Source organism: Pelotomaculum propionicicum, assembly GCF_048984525.1.
GTDB lineage: Bacteria > Bacillota > Desulfotomaculia > Desulfotomaculales > Pelotomaculaceae > Syntrophopropionicum > Syntrophopropionicum propionicicum_A.
Genome location: NZ_JBMGJC010000003.1, coordinates 30,026 through 51,366 on the forward strand (window position 1 = coordinate 30,026; position 21,341 = coordinate 51,366).

General features: G+C 49.3%; 17 protein-coding genes and 2 tRNA genes. 11 read left to right on the top strand and 8 right to left on the bottom strand.

The window, feature by feature from the left end; all coding sequences use genetic code 11:
- Positions 1-173: 173 nt before the first annotated feature.
- On the top strand, positions 174-4,106 hold the full coding sequence (locus ACOBQJ_RS03970; RefSeq protein ID WP_421070439.1) for an OmpA family protein: 3,933 nt from the start codon (positions 174-176) through the stop codon (positions 4,104-4,106).
- A 380-nt stretch (positions 4,107-4,486) separates the two neighbouring features.
- On the opposite strand, the gene ACOBQJ_RS03975 is transcribed toward ACOBQJ_RS03970, so the two are convergent.
- Positions 4,487-4,569: transfer RNA gene (locus ACOBQJ_RS03975), tRNA-Leu, on the bottom strand.
- Between the two features lie 261 nt (positions 4,570-4,830).
- Here ACOBQJ_RS03975 and ACOBQJ_RS03980 point away from each other — a divergent pair.
- Complete coding sequence (locus ACOBQJ_RS03980) at positions 4,831-5,580, top strand: hypothetical protein (protein ID WP_421070440.1); 750 nt, start codon at positions 4,831-4,833, stop codon at positions 5,578-5,580.
- 70 nt (positions 5,581-5,650) lie between these two features.
- On the opposite strand, the gene pssA is transcribed toward ACOBQJ_RS03980, so the two are convergent.
- Both pssA and ACOBQJ_RS03990 read right to left on the bottom strand, forming a co-directional pair.
- A complete protein-coding gene (gene pssA / locus ACOBQJ_RS03985; protein WP_421070441.1) occupies positions 5,651-6,151 on the bottom strand; it encodes a CDP-diacylglycerol--serine O-phosphatidyltransferase in 501 nt (166 codons plus the stop codon).
- A gap of 2 nt (positions 6,152-6,153) precedes the next feature.
- The gene (locus ACOBQJ_RS03990; protein WP_421070442.1) at positions 6,154-6,840 is read right to left on the bottom strand and encodes a phosphatidylserine decarboxylase family protein; all 687 of its coding nucleotides are present in this window, start codon (positions 6,838-6,840) and stop codon (positions 6,154-6,156) included.
- 204 nt (positions 6,841-7,044) lie between these two features.
- On the opposite strand from ACOBQJ_RS03990, the gene ACOBQJ_RS03995 reads away from it, so the two are divergent.
- The 3 genes from ACOBQJ_RS03995 (at position 7,045) to ACOBQJ_RS04005 (ending at position 9,474) form a co-directional block, all read left to right on the top strand.
- Entirely contained in the window at positions 7,045-8,013 is a 969-nt protein-coding gene (locus ACOBQJ_RS03995; protein ID WP_421070661.1) for a TIGR01212 family radical SAM protein, read from the top strand.
- Positions 8,014-8,141: 128 nt separating this feature from the next.
- On the top strand, positions 8,142-8,771 hold the full coding sequence (locus ACOBQJ_RS04000; protein WP_421070443.1) for a DUF4013 domain-containing protein: 630 nt from the start codon (positions 8,142-8,144) through the stop codon (positions 8,769-8,771).
- 130 nt (positions 8,772-8,901) lie between these two features.
- Entirely contained in the window at positions 8,902-9,474 is a 573-nt protein-coding gene (locus ACOBQJ_RS04005; protein ID WP_421070444.1) for a cell wall hydrolase, read from the top strand.
- 20 nt (positions 9,475-9,494) lie between these two features.
- On the opposite strand, the gene ACOBQJ_RS04010 is transcribed toward ACOBQJ_RS04005, so the two are convergent.
- From ACOBQJ_RS04010 to polA, 5 genes are all read right to left on the bottom strand, one after another.
- On the bottom strand, positions 9,495-10,088 hold the full coding sequence (locus ACOBQJ_RS04010; protein ID WP_421070445.1) for a lytic transglycosylase domain-containing protein: 594 nt from the start codon (positions 10,086-10,088) through the stop codon (positions 9,495-9,497).
- A 37-nt stretch (positions 10,089-10,125) separates the two neighbouring features.
- Entirely contained in the window at positions 10,126-10,761 is a 636-nt protein-coding gene (gene coaE, locus ACOBQJ_RS04015; protein ID WP_421070446.1) for a dephospho-CoA kinase, read from the bottom strand.
- Between the two features lie 289 nt (positions 10,762-11,050).
- The gene (gene ytaF / locus ACOBQJ_RS04020; RefSeq protein ID WP_421070447.1) at positions 11,051-11,701 is read right to left on the bottom strand and encodes a sporulation membrane protein YtaF; all 651 of its coding nucleotides are present in this window, start codon (positions 11,699-11,701) and stop codon (positions 11,051-11,053) included.
- A 137-nt stretch (positions 11,702-11,838) separates the two neighbouring features.
- Positions 11,839-12,663: a bifunctional DNA-formamidopyrimidine glycosylase/DNA-(apurinic or apyrimidinic site) lyase gene (gene mutM / locus ACOBQJ_RS04025; protein ID WP_421070448.1), complete on the bottom strand. Its 825-nt coding sequence runs from the start codon at positions 12,661-12,663 to the stop codon at positions 11,839-11,841.
- Between the two features lie 11 nt (positions 12,664-12,674).
- A complete protein-coding gene (gene polA / locus ACOBQJ_RS04030) occupies positions 12,675-15,410 on the bottom strand; it encodes a DNA polymerase I (protein WP_421070449.1) in 2,736 nt (911 codons plus the stop codon).
- Between the two features lie 190 nt (positions 15,411-15,600).
- Here polA and ACOBQJ_RS04035 point away from each other — a divergent pair, with 190 nt between their 5' ends.
- The 6 genes from ACOBQJ_RS04035 (at position 15,601) to ACOBQJ_RS04060 (ending at position 21,328) form a co-directional block, all read left to right on the top strand.
- Entirely contained in the window at positions 15,601-17,085 is a 1,485-nt protein-coding gene (locus ACOBQJ_RS04035) for a S41 family peptidase (RefSeq protein ID WP_421070450.1), read from the top strand.
- 75 nt (positions 17,086-17,160) lie between these two features.
- A complete protein-coding gene (locus tag ACOBQJ_RS04040; RefSeq protein WP_421070451.1) occupies positions 17,161-18,672 on the top strand; it encodes a hypothetical protein in 1,512 nt (503 codons plus the stop codon).
- Positions 18,673-18,739: 67 nt separating this feature from the next.
- On the top strand, positions 18,740-19,348 hold the full coding sequence (locus tag ACOBQJ_RS04045; RefSeq protein WP_421070452.1) for a DedA family protein: 609 nt from the start codon (positions 18,740-18,742) through the stop codon (positions 19,346-19,348).
- A gap of 106 nt (positions 19,349-19,454) precedes the next feature.
- On the top strand, positions 19,455-19,934 hold the full coding sequence (locus ACOBQJ_RS04050) for a YhcN/YlaJ family sporulation lipoprotein (RefSeq protein WP_421070453.1): 480 nt from the start codon (positions 19,455-19,457) through the stop codon (positions 19,932-19,934).
- A 77-nt stretch (positions 19,935-20,011) separates the two neighbouring features.
- Positions 20,012-21,136 carry a D-alanyl-D-alanine carboxypeptidase family protein gene (locus ACOBQJ_RS04055; protein WP_421070454.1) on the top strand — a complete coding sequence of 375 codons (1,125 nt, stop codon included), beginning with the start codon at positions 20,012-20,014 and terminating at the stop codon, positions 21,134-21,136.
- Positions 21,137-21,253: 117 nt separating this feature from the next.
- A tRNA-Val gene (locus ACOBQJ_RS04060) sits at positions 21,254-21,328 on the top strand.
- Positions 21,329-21,341: the final 13 nt, after the last annotated feature.

Genomic DNA, 21,341 nt, shown 5'->3' on the forward strand with positions numbered 1-21,341 from the left:
AGGAGGATATAGAGGAAAGATGCGGAAAGTACAAGGTGAAAATGTGGCACAAGGTGACACATGGAGGTCTATAATTGAAAACTAAAGCAGTGTTTGCTAATAAGGGGAGATTATGGATGGACAAATACTATCGTACACAAAGGAAGGCTCAATTGGCAAATCCCATAGAAACCTTGAATCAGCCGGCAACATCACTTATTGGGGTCACTCCAGGTGCAGCAGAAGTATTAAAGCACTTTGGAATTATCACCGTTCAGGATCTTGCCGGATCCAACCTGTTCAATGTTGCTTCGCAAATCTACGAGGCCGGCCAGCCCTTGCGAAAACAGGGCCGGAAGCGGGAACTTTCAGTCTTGCCGTCGGATTTTTTCGACAGGGAAAAAATAAATACGCCTATTGAGTTGATTGCCTCCAGTCCGCTCAGTATCATAAAGTGGATCGGCAAAGAGTGGGCGGCTAACCTGGAAGCCAAGTTGGGAGTACGCACCGTGGGAGATCTTGCAGAGTGGCCGCCTTATCTTGCGGCAAAAGATATTCTTGCGGCAAAAAACGGCGAGGATCCGGAGGCAGTCGAGGATCCGGAGGCACCTTCCGATTTGATTCCCGCAACAGGAAGGTTTCCGACTGAGAGGGTCCAGTACGAAGTAGTGCTGCTTGACAAGGTCATCAGCGGGAGCCAGCAATCACAGGGCAATCGTGCATCGAAACCGCTGGAAGCAGGTTTCACCCCGATAGATTTCAGCCAGCAATCCGATACAGGGTTCAGCCGTCCCGCTTTAGGTGCAGTGCTCACTTATACTCAATCCTGGTATACGCTGGGATTATCCCTTGGACATTTGCTTCACACCGTAGCGCTAGCCCCAGGTGAGACTACCAGAATAGCTGTTATAGATTGGAACCGCCAACAGAAAATATCGGTTAGCGAGGATACCACTGAGACCGATTCACTTAGCGCTCAATTGGAGCATACAAGGGCTATCAGCGAGATTACAAAAGCAGTGGCTACAGAGGCCCAGACCGGATTTTCACAGAATAAATCAGAAGCGGAAACACATTCTTTCGGGTCAGGCACCGGAGTAGCAGGCAATATCAACCAATTTTTCGGAACGGCAGGAGCGTCAACAGGTATCACCTCCGGAAAAACACAAAGTACTTCCTTCGCTGCATCTTCGGGCCGGCGTGAGGTGAATGCCGATATGTCCCAGAACATATGCGACCGGACCCAGCAGGCCGCCAACTCCATCCGTAATCGCCGCGCTACCGCAGTCAGGGAAGTATCTCAAAGCGAAAGCGAAAAAATCAGCACCCGAGCGATTACAAACTTTAACCATATGCATGCCATGTCAGTCCAGTATTACGAAATAGTCCAGCTTTACCGGACTTTGGTGGAACTGAGCAGGGTGACCCGGTGCCTTTTCCTGCCGATGAAGGTATTGGACTTCACAAAGCAGGAATTGATCAGCCGTTATGATCTGGCGCTGGCTTCAGCAGCCCTGGCGCCGGAAATCCGAAACGGCATATTGGCATCGATGGGCATCAAGACCGGCCAGAGCGATACTCAACAATCTACTTCCACGACACCCGCATCAGGGTCAAGGATCATTATCAACGGTCTCCATTTCGAAGGCTATCCGGACAATGATGCGCTGGATGAAGCAAAGCAGATACTGGGAACCATATTAAAAGACAGTACGCCGGAGTTTTGGAATCTGCCTGGTGATACCCAGATTACTGAGTGGAGAATTAGACCCAGGTATCAGGATTTACACGAACATGTTACCAGGATTACCGTGCAAAAGTCTGACGGAACAGAAGATACGGGAGACATCCCAAGTTGCGGAACCGAAGTAATCAAACTCTGCGATGGTTGGTGTTGTAACTATGAAGGTTGCTGGTTTGAGACGGGTGGAGTACCGTTGTCCACTTATCGCAAATTCAGCCTTACCTTTGATATAAATAATATTACTGATATCAAGGTTCCAATTGAAATAACTTTTAAACTGACAACCGGCGGAAAACCCTTCGTATTCAAACATACACTATTGCCTAAAGGAGATGGCAGTAATGTCACTGCTGTTGAAATCAGAACAGTTACCGATACATCACAAACAATTCCACCGCAAATAACCACGCCACAGGTAGAGCCTGCGGACTTAACTTCAATCCAGAATCATCTCAGGAATAATGCTCTATATTATAGCCAAGCAATCTGGCGAAGTCTGACAGGCCCTCAGCTTTTCTCAAGTCTTGAGGGGGTGACCTACCAGGGTGAATTGCTTGTCGATATCGTCGACCCGACTCCATTTGCCATAATCGGTAATTATGTGGCTTTCAGATTTTATAAAGAGGACGACGAACAGTGGACAAGATTCCTCCAAAAACATCCGGATTTGAAGGCAGGTCCCTGCCGGGAGGATATCGTCCCGATTCCGAGCGGAGGTGTGTTTGCAGAGGCCGTGCTTGGACGTTTCAACTCTGCTGAGAAGCTGGATATCACCCGCTTCTGGAATTGGCAGGATTCACCCATTCCCATCACAGCGCCTGAGATCGCACCTATCCAGGCCGGCAGCCGCGCTCAGCAGGACAACACCCAGACAGGCCAATTAGGTCAGCCGATCATCAATTTGATGAATGCTCCCGCATTGCCCGACCCTACCGGTTTAACCGCTGCACTTAATGCCGTCAGTAATGGGGCAATGTTCCGCGATATGAGCCATGCCGCCGACACTATCGCCGCAGCCAGCGGTGCTCTAGCAGCCGGATATGCTGCCGGCAACAAGTCCCAGGATGTGGCTGCCAACTATGCACAAATGGCAGCAGATCTGGCTGCAAAAAATATGGCGCTTGGCAAATCTGCCGGTTCAACAGACAGCAGCAGGCGCCAGACTTCTCCCGGGACAATATCCAATGCCGGTGCATTGATCAACCAAGGCTCGAAGATGGATGAACGAGGCATCGGTAACGGAAAGGGAGCAAACGGAAGCACAAGCAGCAGCCAGTCGGAACAAGAAGTAAGCACTGCTGCCCCAAAATCCCAGGGCACCTCCTATGAGGCTGCCGCCTTCAGTACGGAGCTCGGTTATCCGGCCAAGCCGCTGGAATATCAAAGCATGCCCGTCGATGAGGTTCAGGATGTTCCGGATGAACAGGCAGGAGAGGTTACCCAGGATATGACCGCCAAAGCTGCCAGAGAAGAATCGGAATGGGCAAAGAGCCATCCCGAGGGATATGTGGAATATCTGAAAAAAGCGAATTCCAGGAATTTATGTACCGATGTCCTTGTCCTTTGGAACTTCGATGTTGGCGGGGCTGACGTGAGCAAGTTTTCAAACGGCCTGTTAAAGCACATTGGATCGTTGAAGTATTGGGGAGATCTTGGAGACGACTTTTTGGTAACAGGTTATACTAGTACCACAGGGAACGAGTCCAGCAACTACAATCTTTCTTTGCGTAGAGCCCAGGAGGTCAGGGATTGGCTGGTCAACAGCGCTGATATATCAACCGATTTGATCAAGGTGATCCCAGGAGGAGAATCCGCATATGGTGATATCGACCACCCCTATCGCCTATGGGATCCGGCATCGTATGCCTTTAACCGCCGCGTGGAAATTCGCCGCATAAAAAGGCTGTGGACAGATTCTGAGGAGGATAATTACCTGCGTGCTTTGGAAATTGTAAAGGAGGTGCCGGAGGCGAGTATAAGGATACGCCTTCAGAGTATGCTCCAACTCCTGATGCAGGAATCCGCGGACGACAGATACATTATCGGCTCCCAGCTTTTATCTGCATATGGTTATGTAGGCGTTGAGGGCTTCGAATGGCTTCTGAGGCAAGACGAGTGGGAAAGAGAAGGCAACTATCCTAAGTTCATCTTCCATATTCGCGACGAGATAAACCTCTTCCATCCAGGGTTATCAGACGCTCAAATCAGAAATCTTCTTGTAGCAATCCACAATAGGACAATTGAAGCTATCAATTGGATCAACAAAGAAGAAGAAACAAACCAGGAAGGAAGCTTCCATGTATTTCTCCGATTGGTGAAGGCCTGGATAAACGAAAGACGGGCGGATCCGAACAGCATCTATTCCTGTTTCAACGACGTATAAAACGAAAACAAAGCTTGATTCGCTTTGCCGGCTGTTAAGCTGAGACAGTGGCGAGCTTGCCTTCCATCAATAGGCGGCTGTGAGGTATCTGCGCCAGGTGCTGATCAATGCCAAGCGGTATGAACGGATGAGAGCGGAAGATATGCGCGACATGTTAACGAGTGCAATTAGATATCTACTTGAAATATATGACGATTTTGAAAAATTCCTATCTGCTCTACCGAAGACGCAGGATATTCTATTGCCGGGCAAGACTCTGGACAGTCCATGTGAAATTGGGTTTATGGATCTTACTATATACCCCGGTGACTACAAAAGTTTCTATCCCTTGGCCAACCATCAAAACAAAACCGCCATTTCTGGCGGTTTCACTATTTTCCTGGTGTCGGAGGCGGGACTTGAACCCGCACGGTCACCCACACGCCCCTCAAACGTGCGCGTCTGCCTATTCCGCCACTCCGACATGTCTATTTGTTTATACGGGCGCCAGAGGGTAACATTCCTGCATTCCCGCAAAAGTTATTATAACAGAGAGCTATTTTTAAAGCAAGTATAAGTGTTGGGCGGTCAGCCTGCTTATAAGTAAAAATATAATCTTTCGTGTGCGGGAGGAGGGCAGGCTCTAAATGGTGTCGAATTATGTAAACAATATTCACATGCTGGTGGTAATTGTATTATTATAGTAATATCTTTTTTATGGAACGTTCTTCCTGGAGGGGAAAAATTGTACCCGCAAACACACGTTTATTTTACCGAGACACTGATTGGCAGGCAGTCGGACCAGATATCCCTGGGCAGTATCCTTCCGGACATGCTTGTGGGCGATTGTTTTAACCACAGTGAAGCCCACAGCGCAGGCGCCGAGATCTTTAGATTCCTCGTTAAAAACCGTTCGCTGCCGGATTTCAGGCAGGCGGTCCTCACCCACGGTTTTGTCCCCAAGGGGCTTGATTACTACGGTGACGAAAAATATCTGGACTATGAGAAAGGGTACAGCTTTGAAAAAGCCAGGCCTTTTATTCAAAAGACAGTAGAAGCATGCAATATACCGCCGGAGATGGGCTGGTGGAAGGCGCACAATATTATTGAGATGGGAGTTGAGCTGCTGGTCGGTTCTTCCGGTGATTACAGTGAAAGGCTGAAGAGTGCTTTTACGAACCGCAGCCTCGTCTCTGAAGTGAACGAAATGTTTTACAGCCTTTGGCGGGACAAGAATTTAAGATTTATAAACAGGGCCGAAAGATTTATTAGTTTCATTGAGCTTGAGAGGCCCAGCGTGGAGTCTCTGGCCCAGAAATACAGAGTGCAGATGTTATTTAAGCACAAGGTGGATATCGATACAAAAAAAACCGCTCACTTGATTTACCAGGCTGCCGAGAGCGTTACCGGCGATCTCTTTCAGTTTTTTGAAAACACTGCCCGCAGCGTGATAAAAAATATTGATGAAATGACAAATGGAACATCAGGCAGGTGATTACGGGGGAAGGCCTGCTATGAGACATATAGCCCTATAGTAAGGAATGCGGGATAAATATCTAACCGGGTTATATTTTAGGAATGCGGATGGTGCTGATCATGGACAGCGCGATGATGACGCTGGATGCCAGCGTCACAGCAGGGTTGTGAATGAGAAAAACCAGGACGGCTAATATAGCCCCGCCGATGGTTATGGGCAGGCCCTGGAAGTAAGTAGTGCCGCCGGATATATTATACCTGGCCAGGCGAAAAGCGCCGCACAACGTAAAAAAGGCGAAACAGGCCAGGCCGGCGTAGAACCATTTTTCAGTCATGTTACCGTATAGCATGGCGGAAGGCGCCACACCAAACGATACCAGGTCAGCCAGGGAATCCAGTTCCCTGCCGAAAGCCGAAACAGTGTTATAATGGCGGGCCAGAAGGCCGTCGAACCTGTCCAAAACCGCGGCCAGGATTATGAACACGACGCTCATCTCAAAATTATGATTAAATACAGCTGCGATAGCCAAAACGCCAAACAGCAAATTAGCGCCTGTACACAAGTTCGGTAATATCTCTAACTTGCTCACACCTACACTCCATTTCCTTTATCAGCAGGCAGAGTACCTATAATCGTTTCTCCTGCTCTGACCTTATCGCCCTTTTTTACCATAAGCTTAGATCCCACGGGAATAAATAGTTCAGTGCCCGAACCAAACTTTATAATTCCGATAATTTCGCCGCCGGCCAGCCTTTTACCTTCATCGGCCCAACATTTTATCCTGCGGGCGATAAAGCCTGTAATCTGGCACACCATTAATTTAAAAGTCTGGTTTTCAATTCCGATAAAATTCTTTTCATTAATCTCAGAGGCGTGGCTTTTAAATGCCGGGATGAACTTTCCGGGACGATAATACCTGTACTTTACTTCACCCTGCAGTGGGGAGCGGTTAATGTGAACGTTATAGATTGATAGAAATATATTGATTCTTATAGCCCTGTCTTTAATAAATTTATCCTCATACACCTCGTCTATCCCGAGGATGACGCCGTCAGCCGGAGAGAGGATCAAGTTCTCTTCGGCAGGGATAACTCTTTTGGGATTGCGGAAAAAGTAAATGGTAAAAATAATCAAGAGCGCCGGCAGAAGCATGAGGATCGGTACGGTGTAATAGAAAAGGACAAACAGTCCGGCAAGGATCAGAAGATAATGCCAGGTAAGTTTCAGAGTAAGGCCGAACCTGTCTATTAAATTGTTGTCTTTATGGTTTGCTGCCAATCTGAAATATCCTCCCAGGCATAGAGATGCGCTTACAAAATACCTAGTATATCATACCTTGTAAGACAGTTCATTGCAAGAAAAAAGCTAGATTAAAAGATATTATGTTAGAAGAGATTTATTTATTAAAATTGTTGGAATTGTGCGTATTTCCGGCAATTACTTTATGGTAAAATTGCTAATAATATCTTCCAAAAAGGAGCAATTTTTTTGAAACCAGGATATTATAACAGGTATTCCGAGCACCTGGTTAAAAAGTTCGGTGAAAAAGTATACAAACTGCCGGTCAATCTGCCGGGCACATGCCCCAACCGGGATGGCAGGCTGGGTCTGGGCGGGTGTATTTTTTGCGACAACCAGGGTTCCGGCTTCGATTGTCTGCCCAACACGGTATCTGTAAGGGAGCAGCTGGAGGAAAACAAGGTGTTCTTTCGAAAGCGTTTTAATGCCAAAAAGTTCATAATATACTTCCAGGCTTACACCAATACATATCTTGAGCTTGACCGTTTTAAAGAGAATATCCGGCAGGCGGTTTTGGTGGACGACCTTGTGGGTTTGTCGATCTCAACCCGGCCGGATTGTATAAATGACCGTTACCTTGACTTTCTCAGCGAGGTAAAGGAAAGCCGGGATTTAGACATAAATATTGAACTTGGGCTGCAGACGGTAAATTACCATACCCTGGCCAGGATTAACCGCGGCCATACCCTGGCGGAGTTCGTCGACGCTGTTTTGAGGATAAAAAAACGTGGTTTTGAAACCTGCGCCCACCTGATCCTAAACCTGCCGTGGGACGATATTACTGATGTGATTGAAAACGCGAAACTGCTCTCGGCCCTGGGGATCGAGTATGTAAAGCTGCATTCCCTGTATGTCGTGCGGGGCACGGTTTTGGGCGGCATGTACGAGAAGGGGGAGATTGAGATTATTCCCCTGGACGACTATGTGGTGAGAGTAGCGGAGTTCCTGGAAAACCTGGATCCGGATATGGTTATCCAGAGGCTGGTAGGTAAGGGGCCCAGGGCCGACCTGCTTTTCAGTAACTGGGGGCTCAGCTGGTGGCTGGTAAAGCAGCGTATTGAGGACTACCTTGTGAATAATGGCATTTACCAGGGCAGAAAGTTTGACTACCTGAACGGTAAGGCAGTCAGGTTTATGGTGGATAGAGATTAAAATTTTCGCCAAAAACTAACTAATTATTGTAAAAAAGATAAAAATATGATAAATATTATATTAATATACCAATAAGGGTGGATTTTAACATTCCATAGGTATTTTAGTATGATAAGGAGGAGTGTGGTGTGACGTTAGATAAATTATTAGCTCTGCCGTTTAAAAATAACGGTATTGTTAAACTGCTGATTGGCGGGGTGCTGCAGCTCATACCAATTGTAAGCCTGTTTTCACTGGGTTACATTTTGGAGTGTTGTGAAAATGGGGCTTTAAGACATGAAGAGATGCCGGAGTGGACCGACTGGGGGAATAAGTTCGTCAGCGGATTTTTAGTGGCGGTTATTTCCTTTATTTATACTATCATACCCACGCTGCTATTTGGAGCGAGCCTTATCCGCATGTTTTCAAACCACGGTTACCATATGGGCGGCAGTTCAATGTTTCTGGCTGCAATCATTTTTATATTATTTACTTTCCCCCTGCCGATGGCTCTTGCCAACTTTGCTGTTGAAAAGAATTTTGGCGCCGCGTTTGAATTCGGCTATATATTTCAGTTAATCAGTACATCACTTGGCAGTTATATTGGCGCCTTTCTCCTTTACATAGTTATACTCATTGCCGTGGGCATTATCGGGGCTTTAATCTCGTTAATACCTGTTATTGGCTGGATTTGTATGATTTTTGTAGGTTTTTATATAGGTTGTGTGTGTAGTTTCCTTTTTGGCTCGGTTTACGGGGAAGCCAGAAGGTCGATATGAAAAGCGGCGGGAGCAGGCTTTAGTCCTGGGTTATAAGCACGAGGGTAAAACTTACCTTTGACTTCAGCTGATTGTTTGGCTATACTCTTGTTCATTGCCCCCGGGAAATTACCAGTATTGGGGTGATAACATGAGAAAATGGCACGAAATGCTAAGAAATAAGAAGGTAATCTGTTTAACAGTGGGTTTGCTGCCGCTGCTTATGGTCCTGTTAATCGGCACGGCGGTAACGGCAAAGAAAATAACAGCGTCCAAGAAACAACAAATTGTTTCAAGTACAGAAGAGGCACAAATAACTGTCGCGGCTGGCGGGGAAAGCGATGTGCAGGTTTCCAGGAGCACCGACGCCGACAGGTACAGTGTTTACATCCTGGCGCAGGTGATTGAGGGAGAGGCCGCTGATGAGCCTTATGAAGGCAAGGTGGCGGTGGGTGCTGTTATCCTGAATCGGAGTGAAAGCTCGCAATTTCCAAATTCAATCCCGGGGGTTATCAACCAGATGGGAGCTTTTGAATCGGTCAGCAACGGCCAGTACCAAAGGCCCTTAAGCGAGGAGTCCATGCAAGCCGCGGTGGATGCGCTGAATGGGCAAGACCCCAGCGACGGGGCGCTTTACTTCTGGAACCCGGCTAAATCCACCAGTACGTGGGTTTGGTCTCGTCCCGTGGTAAGAACAATCGGCAACCACGTGTTTGCCAGGTAGTAAAAATTACGGGGAGGCGGTTATCCGCCTCCCTGGCTGTATAAACGGGTGTAAATTTTTTGGTACATAAGGACCTTTTGGATATAGTGCCTGGTTTCCGGAAAAGGGATCTGGTCAATATCTTTAATACCGCCGGATTTATCCGCCGCGATCCATTCCGTGACATTGCCGCGCCCCCCGTTGTATGCCGCCAGCATTAAGATAACATTGCCGTTGAACTCGTAATCGAGGTCGGCCAGGTACCAAGCGCCGATATTTATATTGATATCCGGTATGAAGAGCTGGTCCGGGCTGAAATTACGGTAGCCTAACTCACTGGCAACAGATTGCCCGGTTTCAGGCATAATCTGCATCAGGCCCCTGGCGCCTTTTTCTGAAACGGCTTTGGGATTAAAGCTGCTTTCAGCCTTCATCATGGCGGACAGCAGGTAGGGGTCCTGGTTGTAAGCCCGGGCATATTTTAAAGTTAATTCATGGTAGGGAAGGGGGTAAAAAAAACGCCAGATACTGTCTGCGTTAAAAATCGCCACCAGCAAAATTAGTACGATAACCAACAGGGCTCTTCGCCTGTTGTATTTTTTATTTTTTTTTCTTCTGTAGTAAACTGCGCTCAATTATATCACTCCGCCGATTTCTGCCCGCTCAATTAAGTTATATTCCGGCTGTTTCACTTAAATGCTCTTTCATCATTTGTTCCCAGTGGCGGTCGACCTGCTTTATGGTTTCGTCTTTACTCCCGCTGTTGTCTATCACCCTGGCGGCATGCTTTATTTTATCTTCCTGGGGCAGCTGCGCGGCGATACGCCGGAGAGCTTCCTTTGAGGTCATGCCGTCCCTTTTGGCCAGGCGTTCGATTTGTTCTTCCTGGTTTACTTTTACCACCCAGATCTCATCCACGTTGTGCTCCAGCCCCACTTCGATTAAAAGAGGCGCGTCAATAACCAGCACCCTGTTCTTAGGACTCGTTTTGTTTCCTTTATTGAATAGATCAATTTCCCGTTCAATTTCCTGCTTGATTTTCGGGTGGGTGATCTTGTTCAGTCTTTCCCTCGCCTGCGGGTTGGCAAATACCAGGGAGCCCATTTTTTTACGGTCCAGTTTCCCGGCGCTGTCTAAAACGCCGGGACCAAAAACATTAACGATCTCCTGCAAGCCGGGTGAGCCTGGCGTCACTACCTGCCGCGCCACCTGGTCGGCGTCGATGATTTTTGCCCCCAGGTTTTTAAGTTGGCGGGCCACGGTGCTTTTCCCGCTTCCAATGTTTCCGGTCAGTCCGATTACGATCATAGTGCTCCCTCGAATCAACATAATCTTGTTATTTTCGCGGTTAATCTTATACTTCCTCTAATAAAATTTTATATCAGATTTTGAACAAAAAAACCGCAGGCTTATGATCGTGTCATGGGGACAGTTCTGTTGACACGCTTTTGTCTCAAGGTTTAACAATAGTAATCGTGTCAACAAAACCGTCCCCAAGACACGCTCCGGGGACGGTTCTTTCTAAGAGGCTTTTTCTCTCGATCGTGTCATGAGGACAGTTCTGAAACTATTAGTTATTAACCAGCGGTCAGTAATGTTAACAAATTTTAAACAGCCCCAAAGTGATCAGTATGCATCCCGGCAGTACTGTCAGATAGCGGCCCAATCGGAATTTTGTGATCGACCGGCCGGCCTGTATGCCAAGGTAAGTCAGGAAAAAATGGCCGAGACCGACTACCACCGCTGTTATACCGATGGAAAAGCCCAGCATGGAGACTGCGAACCCGGCCGCGAAGGCGTCCACGGCCAGGGCGATGCCCAGTATGAAAGCTTCACCCGGAGATATCACGCCTGAACTGTCCAGGTCAGCCCGCGCCGGCTCCTTTAAAATTTGAATAACCAGGCCCAGGGGCCGGATATGAATTTTTATCGTCCTGCCGGCGCTGTTTTCTTCCTGGCCGGCTTTTTCTGTTTCCCGGCGCTCGCTCCGGCGGGTCTGGTATAATACCCAGAACCCTATAGCCATTAAAAGTACTCCGCCAAATTGGCGGCCAAGCGATACCGGCAAGGTGGACCGGAGGATTTGTCCTCCCAGCATCGAGACGCTGATGGCAGCCACGGAAATCAGGCTGATAATGCAAAGCGATAATACAGGCACTTTTATCTGCCGCGCGCCGTAGGCCACGCCCGCTCCGAAAGAGTCCAGGTTCAGCGCCAGAGCGAAAAAAAAGTATGAAAGCAGTTCCAATATCATTCCTCCCGTTGCATTTATCCTGCCGCATTTTAATTTATGGAGGTAATGGATAGTTGGTTACTGCCAAACTCTTTTCACAATATATACCTTAAATAAATAAACCCCGCGGTTTAAAAAACCGGGGGCTTGCACTATTTCTGGCAGGACGGGCAGTAATAAGAGCTGCGCCCGCCCACTTTTTTCCTTTTTATGGCCTGGCCGCAGCGCGGGCACGGCTTGCCCTCCCGGTTATAAACGCGCAGGCGTTCCTGGTAGCCGCCGGCCCTGCCGTCTCCGTCTAAAAAATCACGAAAGGTAGTACCCCTGTGTTCGATGCCTTCCATTAAGACATCTTTGACAGCGTGGTGGAGTTTGGTTGTTTCACGGGATGTCAGGGTTGTGGCCAGACGCTCCGGGTCTACCCCGGCCCGGTGCAGCGCCTCGTCCGTGTAAATATTCCCGAGACCCGCTATGAATGTTTGGTCCAGGAGAAGAGGTTTGATCCTGGCACGACGGCGGCGGAGTTCCTTTTTAAGAAAATCCCTGGTGAATTGTTCACCTAACGGCTCAATGCCGAGATCTTTAAAACCGGACAGGTCTTTTAGGGCCGACGTGGGCACCAGCCACAACCCGCCAAACTGCCTCATATCCGCAAAAGTAAGCCTGTGGCCGTTGTCCAGGTGGAAAACAACATGGGTATGTTTGGTTGGCGGCAAGTTATCCGGACTGTAAACCAGCCTGCCGGTCATCCGGAGATGGACCGCCAGGGTATAGCCGCCGCTAAGGCTGATCAAAAGGTATTTACCCCGCCTGCTCACATCCAGTATTTTTTTATTTCTGATTATCTTTATAAATTCCCCGGGTTCGGGTGTCCGCACAATTTTGGGAAGCAGCACCTGCACATCGGTAAACTTCAGCCCGGTCAGCTTCGGCTGCAGCGTGCGGTTTACAGTCTCGACCTCCGGCAGCTCAGGCATGGTTTCACCTCTTAAGCCTTTTTAACGTCATACCAATTCTGTCCTATCTTAATATCGACTACAAGGGGGACATCCAAAAGCAGGGCGTTCTCCATACAGTGTTTTACCAGTTCTTTAAGACGGTCAATCTCGTCGGGCGGAGATTCAAATATCAGCTCGTCGTGGACCTGCAGGATCATTTTTGACTTAAAGCCGTGTTCGGCCAGTTCGCGGTTTATGTTAACCATGGCCAGCTTGATAATATCTGCGGCGCTTCCCTGGATAGGGGTGTTCATGGCCGTGCGCTCACCGAAATTCCGCAGGGTGCGGTTCGGGCTGAAAAGGTCAGGCAGGTAGCGGCGCCTGTTTAAAAGCGTGGTTACATATCCTTTTTCCCTGGCTTCCCTGACTACTCCTTCAATATATGCTTTAACCCCGGCATACCGCGCGAAGTAATTCTCGATATAGCGCCTGGCCTCCTGCCGCCCGACCTTGATACTCCTGTCCAGGCCAAAATCGCTGAGGCCGTATATAATGCCGAAATTAACAGCTTTGGCCCTGCCGCGCATCTCCGGGGTTACTCCCTCCGGGTCAACTCCAAAGACCTCCGCCGCCGTCCGGGTATGAATATCTTCTCCTTTCTTAAAGGCGTTTATGAGCGACGGGTCTCTGCTGATGTGGGCCAGCACGCGCAGTTCGATCTGGGAGTAGTCAGCCGCCAGGAGCAGGTTTCCCTGGCGGGAAGGGACAAAGACCTTTCTGATCAGGCGTCCTGCTTCCAGCCTGATCGGTATGTTCTGCAAGTTGGGTTCTGAGCTTGACAGCCTGCCCGTGGCGGTTACGGTCTGGTGAAAAGTAGTGTGCAGGCGGCCTGTTTCCGGATTGACCAGGGCGGCCAGGCCGTCGGTATAAGTTGACTTCAGTTTCATCAACTGGCGGTATTCCAGTACTTTGGCCACGATATCGTGGGACATAGCCAGCTCGTCCAGCACTTCCGCGTCGGTGGAATAACCAGTCTTCGTCTTTTTTTTGACAGGAAGCTTTAACTCTTCAAATAATATTTTTCCGAGTTGTTTTGGGGAATTAATGTTAAATACCACACCGGCCAGGTCATAAATTTGTTTTTCCAGCTCTTTAATCTGCCGGCCTAATTCTTTGGACATCGCGTTTAACTGCTCTTTATCCACCGCGACGCCCTCGATTTCCATCGCAGCAAGGACTTCCACCAGGGGCAGTTCCACGTCATAGAACAGCCTGTCCTGTTCATACAGGTTCATGCTTTTATCCAGGAGAAGTACAAGCTGAAAAATGCAGTGAGCCCTTGCCGGCAGCTCTTCTTCACCGCCGGGCAGCACGGCGTTCAAATGCTCCAGGGCGATATCCTCAAGATCCCGGTTGGGAGAGGCGGGGTTCAGCAGGTAAGAAGCGATCATGGTATCAAAGGCCAGGTGTTTTAATTTTATTTTGTATTTATGCAGGGTCCAGATCAGTTCTTTGGCGTTGTGGCAGTATTTTTTTATGGTCGGGTCCTCACAGACAACCTTTAATATGTCCAGGTTTTTATCCTGCCCGCTCCCGGCGTTTTCAGCACCCGGCTCCATGTCTGAAAATAAATTTGCCTGTTCGCCCGCGGCTGTTTCCTGCAGTGCGCCCGGCGACTTCAGGTCGAGGTAGTATGCCCTATCTTCATTCAAAACAAATCCCGCCCCCGCAAGCCTGCCGTTGCTGCTTTTCAGGGTGATGTACACGCGGCCTGACTTCTGGGCAGCCTTGATAAAGTTCTTCAGCCGGGCGGGTGTATCCAGGCGGGTGTAAGTAACGGGGTACGTCTCCAGGTCTGGTTCAGGCAGGACGTGTTTCGCTTTTTTTGGCTCCCGGCCTTTCGCTTCTTCAGCGTCCTTTGCGCTGTCATGGTAGATAGACTTTATAAGCGATTTAAATTCTAGTTTCTTTAAAATTTCCAGGAGGTCATTATAGTCCGGTTTCTGCAGGCGGCACTGTTCCAGATCAATTTCTACCGGTACTTCACGGTGTATGGTGACAAGCTTTTTTGAAAGCTCAGCCTGTTCTTTGGAGGAACTTACCAGACCTGCGGTGCGTCCGGTCAGCTCGCCTGCATGGGCCAGGACCTCTTCCAGGGTGCCGTATTCTTTGAGCAGGCGCGAAGCGGTTTTTTCCCCTATGCCCGGGATACCGGGCACATTGTCCGAGGTATCGCCGGTCAATCCCTTGAAGTCAGTATACTGGCGCGGTGTTATGCCGTAGCGGTCCCAGACTTTTCCCTCATCATACTCGTCCATCTCGCTGATACCTTTTTTTGTGAGCCTGACTTTGGTCAGCGGTGAAACAAGCTGTAGAGCGTCCCGGTCCCCGGTTATAATAGTGCTTTTAAGACCGCTTCGCTCTGCTTTTTCCGCTATTGATCCGATTAAATCATCCGCCTCGTAGCCTTCGATCTCATACATTTTTATGCGCATGGCATTCAGCAGTTCTTTTAATATCGGGAATTGAGGCCTTAAATCGTCAGGCGTGGCAGGCCGGTTGGCCTTGTAATCCACAAAATCAGCGTGGCGGAAGGTAACCTTTCCTTTATCAAAGGCCACTACTATTCTGACTGGGGACTCATCATTTATGATCTTCATCAGCATGTTGGTAAAGCCATAGACTGCGTTGGTTACCAGCCCCTGGCTGGTGGACAGCGGCGGAATGGCGTGAAAAGCCCGGTGGACCAGGCTGTTGCCGTCTATAATGATGAGGTCGGTCGGCATTTTGTTTGCACCTGCCTTACCAGGTTGCCTGGGCGGCAAATCCTGTTTGGTAAAATAATTTCTAGTATTTCACCAAGTATAATCTAAATACCTGCTCGTTTATTATTGAAATCACGATTCTGGAAAAAAATGCAGGAGTTTACACCTCGGGAGCGAAGTTTATTTACTTATAAATTGGGGGTGGTGCAACTTGCGGAAAAACCTTTTCCTGCTTACCCTGTTAATTGCTCTAGTCTTAACTTTTAGCGGGGCGGCTCAAGCTCCTGCAGCCGATAATAAGGTCCAGGGGCTGGACATAGACAGCGTGGATGAAATTATCATGTACGTTGAGCTCATGCATATCAGCGAACCGGACAGCCAGGTGCTGATCCAGGGTGCTATTGAAGGGCTCCTGAAAACTTTAAACGATCCGTACACAGTTTATATGACGCCGGAAGAACTAAAAGAATTTGTAGACTCCATAGAAGGTAATTACGTGGGCATAGGCATTCAGATGCAGCCTGGTGAAACATACCCGGAGGTCCTCAACACATTCGAGAATACTCCCGCCAGTAAAGCCGGCATTATGCCGGGAGACATGATTATAAAAATAGACGGCGCCGACATAGCTGGAGAGCCCCTGGGAAAAATTGTGGAGAGAGTCCGCGGCCAGGCAGGGACAAAATTGAAACTTACCATACGGAGAGAAGGAATGGCTGATTTCGAGGTCGAACTGACACGCGACAATATCAGCACCCCCACTGTAACAGGCAGGATCCTTGAAGGCGATATCGCATACATACGTATTAACACGTTTGGTGACTTCACCGGAGATGAATTTAAAAAAATACTTGATGACCTGACTGAACAGGGGGCTTCCAAGCTAATCCTTGATCTGCGGGATAATCCCGGTGGTACAATCCACTCTGCTGTCAACATCAGCAGTAACTTTGTCGGGCAGGACAAGGTTGTGGCAAGCACTTTTACCCGCAACGGCGAAAGGAAAGAATTCCTTGCGGAGTGGAACAACGATGTAATTGAGGATATGCCCATGGTTATTCTGGTCAACCAATATACAGCCAGCGCGTCTGAATTAATGGCGGGAGCCATGCAGGACTACGGCCTGGCCACTCTAATCGGCGGGCAAACATTCGGCAAGGGTACTGTCCAGGTTATAGTCCCGCTGGAAACAGGAGGGGCTTTAAAAATTACCGTGGCCAGGTATCACACCCCTTTGGACAGGGAAATTGACGGCACGGGTTTAAGCCCGGACATCCAGGTACTGACTCCCGGCTTATCTTTGGCCGTGGCCCAGGGCTACCTGAATGGGTCGTCCGGCAGCACCATAGTCTTTGACCTGGACAAAGGTGTGGTTATGGTAAACGGGGTCCCGGATATAAGCGGCCGGGTGATCCGGCAGCAGGGGGAAACCTACCTGCCCCTGAGGCTGTTGTTTGAATCCATGGGATACCGGGTCGACTGGCAGCCGGGTATAGGTGCTATAGAGGTAACAAAACTGCAATCAAAAGCTGTTTTTTATCCGGGAGACGGCCACTACGTCGTTGACGGCCGGACATATCCGGGAGAGGAGTCCCTGTTGTCACTGGAAGGAAGCTTATATATTCATGAATCCGTGTTAAATCTTTTTAACGCCCGCATAAGATATGAGGGCAGCACTGTCATTATTGAGAAATAATAATAGTTATGATATAAATAGGGATGTGTTATATAAAAAATAATATTGACAGCATTACTGATACGGAGGTTAAAAATGCCCGTTAATAAAGATGGCTGTCCATGCGGCAGCGGAAAGCCATACGAAAAATGCTGTGGATACCGCAAGGTTTTTTATTCCCTTGAACAGGCCAGGTGGCGGCGCGCCGGACAAGATCTGCGCCGCAATCTGGGCTTGTTTGCAGATCAGCCTATTTTTTCCTGGGATGCCGCCCGCGCCCAGGACCTCTACCTGGGCTGTATCGACAAGAAGCTTATAGACAGCGATGACGACTTTATCATGGAACGGTGTTTTGAATGGTTTATCTTTGATTACAGGCTTTACAGCGGCCAGACCATTATAGAAACGTACCTGGATGAACACCGCCTGTCGGTGAGTGAGCACGAGGCCGCCCTGCTGCAAAAATGGGCTGTTTCCTGCAACTCCCTCTATGAAGTGACCGGAATTCTGCCGGAAGAAGGCCTCATCATCAAGGATATAATCAATCGCAGGGAAATCAAAGTCAGCGATGTAAACGCGTCCCTGGAAATAGAGCAGGGAAGCCTGCTGCTGATGAGGGTCCTGGCAGTGGGTGAGGAATACGAGTTTTCAACAAGCGGCCTGGCGCTGCCCGGCAGGTTGAAAGAACCGCTTTTAAAGAAACTGCAGCGGGACCGGCTGAAATTTTACAGGGAACAAAAAAGCAGGGTGCAGGAGTGGAATGACTACCTGAAAGAAAGGGCGCATATAATTAATGCCTGGGTCATGGACCTTGGCATTCCCAACCCGGGGTCCGGCAGGGATATGCTGGAAAAAGAAACAACGGAGAGAATGGCTATTATGCCGATCACAAGCTGGGAGGAAGTGCTTGCTTCCATTACAAGCCCCGGCAATTTCAGGCTGATCGGGGTAACAAAAGATGCTTCAGGCGCTTTCCGGCAGGCGACGGCGGCAATACTCGGAGAAAGTTACCGCTCCAGAGCACGGGAGGAAGATGAAACCAAACCTGAGGCGGGAGGCACGGAGTCTTGCTGTAAGAAAACCGACCTGCGCCCTGTTATCGGACACCTTGTTTTAACAACCCGGTTTATGATTGTAACCGCCGGTACGGTGGAACTGTTGGCAGACTGTAAAAGCCTTTTGACGGAGCTGTTTGGTAAATTTATTGTAAACAATATAGATAACTGGCAGAGGAGCAGGCACTCTTCCCCCCCGGCTGACGAAGGCGATATATACACATGGCCCGAACTTGGTTACGCAGTGGTGGCTGTCAGCATCCGGGAGGGATTACAGACGCTGGGTTACAGCCTGAAGCAGCAGAAAGGGGCGATCAGGCTCTGGTTCGATTACTGTTCCAAGGAGCGCCCTGCCATTCGAAAGACCGCGGTATGGTCTGCGACAGTGATATATGCGTTTGCCTGGCTTGAAAGAGAGGAACGCCTGAAACAGCAGGACCTGGCCGGAAGGTTTAGTGTTTCTCCGGCTACTATTTCATCACGGTTCAGGCTAATCCGGAAATCATTAAATTTAGTGGCCGGCGACAAGCGTTACGCCACCAGGACAGAGTAAAAACAATTGTTAAGCAGCGGAGCTGTTCATAACCTCACTCTAAAACGTTTTTTACGAGGGGATTTATTTGACCGAGCTGATAGAGGCTGTAGTCAAGTTCATAACCAGCTATATTGCGGCGCTGGGATACTGGGGAGTAGGGATCGGCATGGCAATAGAAAGCGCTAATATTCCGCTGCCCAGTGAAGTTATTTTGCCGTTTGGAGGGTACCTGGTTTCAACCGGCAAGCTTGATTTTTACGGGGTTGTGATGGCCGGGACAGTTGGCGGCACTGTCGGTTCAGCGCTGTCTTACTACCTCGGCCTGTGGGGAGGCCGTCCCTTCCTGGTTAAATACGGACGTTATTTCGGCTTTTCAATGAAGCACCTGGAAATGGCTGACTACTGGTTTAACCGTTACGGTGAGGCCACGGTTTTTTTTACCCGCCTGATGCCCATAATCAGGACTTTTATATCACTGCCCGCCGGTATCTCCGGCATGAATTTTAAAAGGTTCCTGCTCTATACTTTCCTGGGCTCGCTGCCCTGGAGCCTTCTTCTCGTATACATTGGGATGAAGCTAGGCCAAAATTGGCATGCCATTGAACCCTGGTTCCACAGGCTGGACGTTGTCATAGTTATCGGCATAGCCGCCCTGGTTTTCTACTTCTGGCGCCAGCGAAAAAAATCTCAATAAACACATGTTTGCAGCCCGCCTCCGGCGGGTTTATTGTTTTTGCGGGGAATAACTCCATTGTGTTTTGAGATAATAGCCTATAGTAAGCAAAGGAGGCTGCAATAATATGAGGATAAACAGGGCCGTGGCTCTAACAGTGATAATAATTGTGGGGATAATGCTGTCTGCCGGATGCGGTGCTTTTAGAAAGCCCGCCCCGCAGCAAAAGCCCAATATACAGGTTCCGCAGGAGCCAATGCCCACCGGTCAGGAGGAGGTTAACGCGATTACATCGCGCCTGTCCGGCGCGGCAGACAGTGTGCCCGGAGTCAACAGTGCTGCTGTTGTGGTAGCCGGCACTACCGCCTATGTGGGAATCGACGAGAAGGCCGGCCTGGAGAAGGGCGAAACAGACAGAGTCAAGCGAGATGTGGCCGGCGAGGTGAAAAAGGCCGAGCCGCGCCTGACAGCGGTATATGTCAGCAGCGACCCGGATACCATTACGCGCCTGAGGCGGATAGCAGACGGCATTGCTGCCGGCCAGCCGGTTTCCTCTTTTGCCGGTGAGCTGACTGAAATAGCCCGCAGGCTCTCCCCCATGCCATAGGGACCGCACTCTAAATACGGTTTTTTTATATCTTAATTCCCTGGCTGCAAATTTACGATAAGAGGTGGATAAGCCCTGTGGCTGTTAAACTCAGGTTGATTCTTTTGTTGGTGTTCCTTATTTCCGCGGTTTTTCCGGAAGCAGCAGCCGCAACCGCCCCGCGGGTTACCGCGGACGCGGCCGTACTTATTGACGTGGAAACAGGGCAGATTTATTTTGCCAAAAACCATACCAGGAGAGCGGCGCCGGCCAGCCTGACCAAGATTATGACAGCTGTCGTCGCCGTAGAAAACGGCAGTCTGGATGACGTGGTAACGGTAGACTCAAGGTCGGCGTCAGTGTCCATGGGATCAATAATCAATTTGCGGAAGGGTGAAAAAATCACTCTCGGAGAGCTGCTTACGGCCGCGCTGGTCACTTCAGCCAATGATTCGACCGTGGCTATCGCGTGTCATGTCGGGGGAAGCCACGCCCGTTTTATAACCATGATGAACGCCAAGGCAGCCGCTCTGGGCCTTTCCAGCACCCGCTTTGCCAATACCAACGGCTATCATGACCCCAACCACTATACCACGGCGTATGACCTGGCAAGGCTCAGCAGGTATGCGCTCGGGCACCCAAAAATCAATGATCTTGTCCAGACCAGGGAGGCAACAATCCACTGGATTGAGCCGCCGGAGCGGGAAGAAAAGATTAAAAACAGCAACCGCCTGCTTTTTAGGGATTATGAAGGGATTGACGGTGTAAAAACAGGGACCACCCCTCTGGCCGGCAACTGCCTGGTTGCGTCGGCCACCAGGGAGGGGAGGAGGCTGATCGCGGTGTCGCTGCACAGCAATGACCGGTACCGTGACTGCATCAATATGTTTGATTATGGTTTTAAGGTAGTCAAGCCTGTCACTGTGGCAGAGAAGGGTGATATAATTACAAGCGTCCCAGTTACCGGAGGAATAAAAGACAGGGTAGATATAATAGCTGAAAACGCCCTCGAAATAAGGATTGACCCCGATGACCTTCCAAGTCTGGAAAGAAAGGTTGAGGTGAAAGATCCGGCTGCCGCCCCTATAAAAAAAGGGCAGTATCTTGGTGAGTGCGTTTATATGGAGAAGGGGCAGGAACTTGGACGGGTCAGGCTGCTGGCGGGTGAGGAACTGCCCAGGACAGGATGGTACAGGCAGCTATGGGATAAGGTTTTTAATTAAATACTATCAGCGCTGTGAAAAACGGGAAAACGGGTCAGGCCATGACCGGGGACCTTTTTCAAAGGGTGTCAGGAAAGCTTGACTTTTGCCGGGCCATCGACGATAATATATATTACTGGGCGGGTAGTTCAGTGGGAGAACGTCTGCTTGACACGCAGAAGGTCGTTGGTTCGATACCAATCCCGCCCACCAGTTAGATTAAGCC

What these genes read in the sequence shown, in the direction of transcription:
- ACOBQJ_RS04005 (WP_421070444.1), top strand. Translation starts at nt 8,902, where the DNA reads ATGAGAAAATGGCACGAAATGCTAAGAAATAAGAAGGTAATCTGTTTA.
- coaE (WP_421070446.1), bottom strand. Translation starts at nt 10,761, where the DNA reads ATGATCGTAATCGGACTGACCGGAAACATTGGAAGCGGGAAAAGCACC.
- mutM (WP_421070448.1), bottom strand. Translation starts at nt 12,663, where the DNA reads ATGCCTGAGCTGCCGGAGGTCGAGACTGTAAACCGCACGCTGCAGCCG.
- polA (WP_421070449.1), bottom strand. Translation starts at nt 15,410, where the DNA reads ATGCCGACCGACCTCATCATTATAGACGGCAACAGCCTGGTCCACCGG.
- ACOBQJ_RS04040 (WP_421070451.1), top strand. Translation starts at nt 17,161, where the DNA reads ATGCCCGTTAATAAAGATGGCTGTCCATGCGGCAGCGGAAAGCCATAC.
- ACOBQJ_RS04050 (WP_421070453.1), top strand. Translation starts at nt 19,455, where the DNA reads ATGAGGATAAACAGGGCCGTGGCTCTAACAGTGATAATAATTGTGGGG.